This window comes from Nostoc sp. CHAB 5715 (genome assembly GCF_020829685.1).
In the GTDB taxonomy this organism is placed as follows: Bacteria; Cyanobacteriota; Cyanobacteriia; order Cyanobacteriales; family Nostocaceae; genus Nostoc.
Window position 1 is genome coordinate 1 of the sequence record NZ_JAIVFR010000444.1, and the last position, 5889, is coordinate 5889.

The 5889-nt window shown below is 41.4% G+C and carries 5 protein-coding genes; 3 read left to right on the forward strand and 2 right to left on the reverse strand.

What is annotated here, in order from left to right:
* Positions 1-97 precede the first annotated feature (97 nt).
* Positions 98-547 carry a type II toxin-antitoxin system VapC family toxin gene (locus LC574_RS22655; protein WP_229455772.1) on the forward strand — a complete coding sequence of 150 codons (450 nt, stop codon included), beginning with the start codon at positions 98-100 and terminating at the stop codon, positions 545-547.
* 222 nt (positions 548-769) lie between these two features.
* Here LC574_RS22655 and cbiE read toward each other — a convergent pair whose 3' ends face one another.
* Complete coding sequence (gene cbiE / locus LC574_RS22660) at positions 770-1996, reverse strand: precorrin-6y C5,15-methyltransferase (decarboxylating) subunit CbiE (RefSeq protein ID WP_229455774.1); 1227 nt, start codon at positions 1994-1996, stop codon at positions 770-772.
* A gap of 105 nt (positions 1997-2101) precedes the next feature.
* Between cbiE and LC574_RS22665 the strand changes: the two genes are divergently transcribed.
* Positions 2102-2323 carry a hypothetical protein gene (locus LC574_RS22665; protein ID WP_229455775.1) on the forward strand — a complete coding sequence of 74 codons (222 nt, stop codon included), beginning with the start codon at positions 2102-2104 and terminating at the stop codon, positions 2321-2323.
* Between the two features lie 165 nt (positions 2324-2488).
* On the opposite strand, the gene LC574_RS22670 is transcribed toward LC574_RS22665, so the two are convergent.
* Positions 2489-5026: a WD40 repeat domain-containing protein gene (locus LC574_RS22670; RefSeq protein ID WP_229455776.1), complete on the reverse strand. Its 2538-nt coding sequence runs from the start codon at positions 5024-5026 to the stop codon at positions 2489-2491.
* A gap of 75 nt (positions 5027-5101) precedes the next feature.
* Here LC574_RS22670 and LC574_RS22675 point away from each other — a divergent pair, with 75 nt between their 5' ends.
* Positions 5102-5419 (forward strand): tetratricopeptide repeat protein, encoded by a 318-nt coding sequence (locus LC574_RS22675; RefSeq protein ID WP_229455781.1) that lies wholly within the window; start codon positions 5102-5104, stop codon positions 5417-5419.
* Positions 5420-5889: the final 470 nt, after the last annotated feature.

The window sequence follows — 5889 nt, forward strand, 5'->3', positions numbered from 1 at the left end:
TGAAAGCGGCGGGAAACTCCATCCCCTCGTGGGTGGAGAGGGATAGCCGCCCCGCCGCTTTGGGCATTGGGCATTGGTAACTTCTTCCCCATGCCCCATGCCCGATTCCCCATGCCCAAAAACTCCACCCACAAGGGGATGGAGTTTTTCATCAAGTTATGCGCTGGCGCTGGAGGCAATTGCTAGACTTTTAGCACAAGGCGAGGAGTGTTTCATTACTCCTCAAGTGCTGATAGAGTTTTGGGTAGTTGCTACTCGCCCAATTGCTGTCAATGGTTTAGGGTGGAATGCCGAACAGACACACACAGAGCTGGAACAAATTCTTGAGCAGTTTACGTTACTTGAAGACAATCCGCAGATATTTACCCATTGGTTGAATTACGTCACCACTTATAAAGTCATGGGTAAGCGCGTCCACGATGCGCGATTAATTGCTGTGATGTTAACACATGGAGTAACGCATTTGCTGACTTTCAATATAGACGATTTCACCAGCACAGCAGGTATTGTCGTTGTGCATCCACAGACCGTGATTGATAGTCCATAAGGTTTGGGAACAAAAGCAGAGAAATTAAAAAACAGAATAATCTTTCTCAGAATGCGATTAAAAGCTGAAGCCAAGCAAAAAAGACTCGCTTCTGGAATTCAGTTGTCATTACCTCTATGTATTTAAATACTGGTAAGCATCACCATATATCTGCCTTTACAATAAAAGCGATCGCATTATCCCCTACACCTACCACCTCAAACCAGGAGTTTATAGTCTGCACTACTTTTTCAGTTTTTCAGACTTCACAACTACCCATTGCGTCACACCCGCCATTCCTCGCCAGCCCAAAAATTTACCAATAGGTTCCGCCCGTTGAATGGCAATACGAGTTAAATCACCACCGACTCGTTCATGCCATTGAAATAAAGTTTGCTCACCCTCTACCGTCACCACATTTGCCACCAAACGTCCACCCGATCGCAGTGCTTCCCAGCAAACATCAAAAAGTCCCGTTGCTGTCACCCCACCACCAATAAAAATAGCATCTGGTGCAGGTAAATCTTTCAGAACATGGGGCGCTTTACCTTCAATGATTTGCAGATTTGGAGTACCGAGAGTAGCGGCATTATCGGCAATATATAGTAGTCTAGAAGCATTTTGTTCGATCGCAATTGCCCGACACCGAGCATTACTCCGCATCCATTCGATGGAAATTGAGCCGCAACCCGCGCCAACATCCCACAATAATTCTCCCGGCGTGGGTGCTAAAGCTGCTAGGGTAATTGCCCTAACTTCACGCTTCGTTAACTGTCCATCGTGGTGGTAGGCGTTATCTGGTAATCCTGGTAATCTTGGTAATGGGATAACCCCAGCATCAGCAATACAATCAACTGCGATCGCATTCAACGCCGCAACTTCAGTTTCACTCCAAGATGCAGCCGTACCTTCCACAATTCTTTCATGAGCGCCGCCCATACGCTCCAATACGGTGATTTTACTGCCACCATAGCCGCGATTTGTCAAAATTTCGGCAACAATGGCGGGTGTGTCCTTCCCTTCACTCAAAATCAACAGCCGCGCTTTTGGGTAAATGTAAGACTGGAGTAGGGATGATGGACGACCATTCAAACTCAAGGTTTCCACCTCAGTTAAAGACCATCCAACCCTGGCACAGGCGAGGCTGAAGGCTGAAGGTGCGGGGATAATCGTCATTTGGGAGACAGGAATTCGCCGCATCAAGGTGACACCAATTCCATAACACATAGGATCGCCACTTGCAAGTACGCAGATTGACTCACCCCGACGCTGGATGATTTCCTCAACTGAAGCGCTAATGGGGGATGTCCAGACTAGTTTCTCACGTTGGTCATCTGTAGGGAGCATTGCTAAATGGCGATCGCCTCCTACAATTAGTTTAGCTTGATCGACTAGAGAACGAGCGATCGCGCTTAACCCCTGTAATCCATCTTCCCCAATGCCGACGATAGAAAGCCATTTCTCTGTCATGCTAATTCATGATTAATAACTAAGATTTGACGCTAATTCTAATTCTGAATTATTCCGTCAATTTTGGTAAGATATAGTTCATAGTGCTGGATTGAGGATAACAGGATGAACTCACTCCCAGAAATAGAAGCCGCTATTATGCAACTGTCTGAAGGCAAAATCCGGGATTTATCAAACTGGCTTCAAGAATATCTTAATGATGCTTGGGACAAGCAAATTGAAGCAGATGCAAAATTAGGTCGATTGGATCAGTTAATTCAGCGTGCAAAAGCAGATATTGAAGCTAATCGGGTGAAACCGTTAGATGAAATCTTTAACAACCCCTGATTTTTGGCGCTCTTATGCCGCACTTTCAACTGAAGTTAAAGAGCAAGCTAGAAAGGCGTATCGTCTTTGGATTAATAATCAATTTCATCCGTCTTTGATTTCAAAAAAGTAGGAAAATTTGCTCATAAATAGCCATTTGTTTGAGTCTATTCCGAATTTTTAGATTCACATTATTTTATGGTTTTTGCTACATGGACGTAAACTATTACGATCTAGCGGATGAGTTACAAAATAGTCTTCGAGCCATTTACATCCCCGTGTTAATAAATCATCTAAATCCAAACTCCACAAAATCACCTTACCATCCTTACTAGCAGAGGCAATAATCTTATTATCAGGACTGAAACTGACGCTTGTCACTGAAGCGCTATGTCCAGTCAACGTAGTAATGGGAGTTCCATCTATTTGCCAAAGTTTGATAGTTTTGTCTTGGCTAGCAGAAGCAATAATCTTGTTATCGGGGCTGAAGCTAACGCTTGTCACTGAAGCGCTATGTCCAGTCAACGTAGTGATAGGAGTTCCATCTATTTGCCAAAGTTTGATAGTTTGATCTGTACTTCCAGACGCAATGATTTTGCTATCAGGGCTAAAACTGATACTATTAATACCCTTTCTATGTCCAATCAGAGTAGTAATTAAAGTTCCATCTAAGTCCCAAAGTTTGATAGTTCCATCCTCGCCATCGCCACCAGAAGCAATAATTTTACCATCGTGGCTAAAACTGACACTTGTTACCCAATTTTTATGTTCACCGAAGGTTTTAATTAAAGTTCCGTCCGACTTCAAAAGTTTAATAGATCCTTTATCGGTACCAAAAGCAATTATTTCTTGATGAGGATTGAAACTAACACTTGCTACCCCTTTGTACTCAGTCAGAGGATGAATTAGAGTACCATCAAGCTGGAAAATTTTAGCAATTAGTTGATCGGTACCAATGGCAATAGTTCTATTATCATGGCTAAAGCTGATACTATTTACCCAACCTTGATGTCCTGTGAGGTTAGCAATTAAAGTTCCATTTTGCTGCCATAGTTTCACAGTACCATCGTCACCGCCAGAAGCAATTATTTTACCATCACGGCTAAAATTTAGGCTGGTTATCCCGCGTTTATGCCCAGTTAATTTAGTCATCATATCTGCGTTCAGCTTCCAGAGTTTCACAATTCCGTCTCCACTACCAGAAGCAATAATTTTGTCATCTTGACTCCAACTCACGCTAGCGACTGAATCGCCATGTCCAACTAGGGTATTAATTAGAGTACCATCTAGTTGCCAAATTTTTACAGTTTGGTCACTACTACCAGAAGCGATTATTTTACCATCTTGGCTGAAACTGACACTATTTATCCAACCTGTATGCCCCTCGAAAGTTCTAATTAAAGTACCATCAGTTTTCCAAAGTTTAATAGTTTTGTCATCGCTACCGGAAACAATGTTTTCTCCATCTTTGCTAAAATTAATACTTGTTACCCAACCTTTATGCCCAATAATGGTTGTGATGAAAGTTCCATCACTTTTCCATAGTTCAATATTTCCTTCTTCGTTACCAACGGCAATAATTTTGCCATTAGGGCTGATGGTAGCACTGGTGATTGCATTACTTTTGAGTGATATAGTTTTAATCAGAGTACCATCTGACTGCCAGAGTTTTACAGTGCCATCTTTGCTAGCAGAGGCAATAGTGCTATCGGCACTAAATGTAGCACTAATTACCCAACTTTGATGTCCAGAGAGGGTTTTAATGAGAGTACCATTTCGCTGCCAGAGTTTAATAGTTCCGTCTTGGCTAGCAGAAGCAATAATTTTGCTATCCTCGCTAAAACTAATACTTCTCAGCTTATTTTTATGCCCAATAAGGGTAGCGATCGCAGTTCCATTATGATTCCATAATTTAATAGTACCATCATCACTACCAGAAGCAATAATTTTGCCATCAGGGCTAAAAGTTAGATTATTGAGTATTGTTTGACCAGTATCAAATTGATTATATTCATGAATTTTGACGAGGATATTTAGTAAAGCAGACAAGGGAGTGATTGTTTGATATTCTCCCAAATCAGACTGATTTTTCACAAGATATTTTAAATCTTGTCCAGCCTTCATAGCTAAAAGTAAAGCTTCAAGTTGTTTAGATTGAAATTGTTGTGCAGCGTTATAACCAACTTGTGTAAGTCTTGTAGCTTCTTTAGCTGTTTGCAGTTGATTTTGTCCGACAATCACACTTAGTAGTATCAGGATAGTTGCGATACTTCCCCCAATCCAAACTATGTATTTTGCTTTTTTATTTGCATCAGCTAACTTTTGTTTAACGGTTAGATTAGCTTTGGTTAATTTTTGACTAGCTGATGCTAATTTCTGATTTACCTCAATTTGTAATTCTGTAGCAACTTTTTGACTTTCTTGCAAAAATTCATAATCTAAATTACTTAAACTTTTGTCAACCGCCCAGACTAACGCCTCATCTAAAGCTTTTCCTCGCAATAGCCAAGATTGCTCTTTGTGAGAATTAAACCAGTTATTAATTGCTTCACTATAAGGGCGGAGTTTATCTAATTCTTGCCTGAGCCATTGTTGATTAAAGACTGCTTTATAGATAAAATTATATACTTTTAAATAACCGTCTTGTTTAACTACTAAACCTGATAATCTTAATTCTGTCTGCTCTTGACTGCCATCTATAATAACTCCTTGACTTGAGTGCAATACTTGCTGATATAATCCTAGTAATCTGCCAGCTTTTTGTTCATTTCGTAGCAGGCGATCGCTAAAGATGGAAAATTGATAGCAGCTATTATCAACATTGGCTACATCAAATACGAAAATGGAGATGTAGAAGGGGCAATACAGCAGTGGCAAAAAGCAGTTCAAATTAATGGTAGTGTAGCAGAACCACAAATGGCGATCGCAGTTGCTTTATATGCCAAAGGTGAGCAACAAAAAGCTCTCAACATGGCACAAGCAGCTTTGCGTTTAGATAAAAGCTTTGCTAATGTTGACGTTCTCAAACAAAATCTTTGGGGGACGCGCTTAATAACAGAGGGAGAAAAACTATTCTCTCATCCTAGTATCCAAGCATTGCGAACAAAGCAGCCTTAAACACAGGCATTGAGAACAAGATCCCCGACTTTTTAGAGAAATCAGGGATCTGAGTGTACTACACAAAAAAAAACCGCCTGTGCGGATTTGAAAACTCATCAAATAATTGTTATGTTTTCTACTCAAACGGGGGCAAATTATTGGGGTCAATACCCTGAGATTGTAAATAAGCAATCAGTCGTTCTTTTTGCTGGCGTTCTTGTTGGGCGCGTTGACGTTCTTGTTCGGCGCGTTGACGTTCTTGTTCAGTTCTTTGGCGTTCTTGTTCAGTTCTTTGGCGTTCTTGTTCAGTTCTTTGGCGTTCTTGTTCAGAACCTACACCCCTTGTTCCTCCGGTTTCATCAAGTAGACGGGTAACTCTTGGTCAGTACATCATATTGCACTGGCGCGGACGCCTTCCCCTGGCCGTAAGCTACTGGATCAACAGCAGCTTGCTGTCCCTTCTTGCATACATAGCTATCGGCGCGATG

Coding starts and splice junctions, on each gene's coding strand:
- LC574_RS22655 (WP_229455772.1), top strand. CDS start 98: ATGCCCGATTCCCCATGCCCAAAAACTCCACCCACAAGGGGATGGAGT.
- cbiE (WP_229455774.1), bottom strand. CDS start 1,996: ATGACAGAGAAATGGCTTTCTATCGTCGGCATTGGGGAAGATGGATTA.
- LC574_RS22665 (WP_229455775.1), top strand. CDS start 2,102: ATGAACTCACTCCCAGAAATAGAAGCCGCTATTATGCAACTGTCTGAA.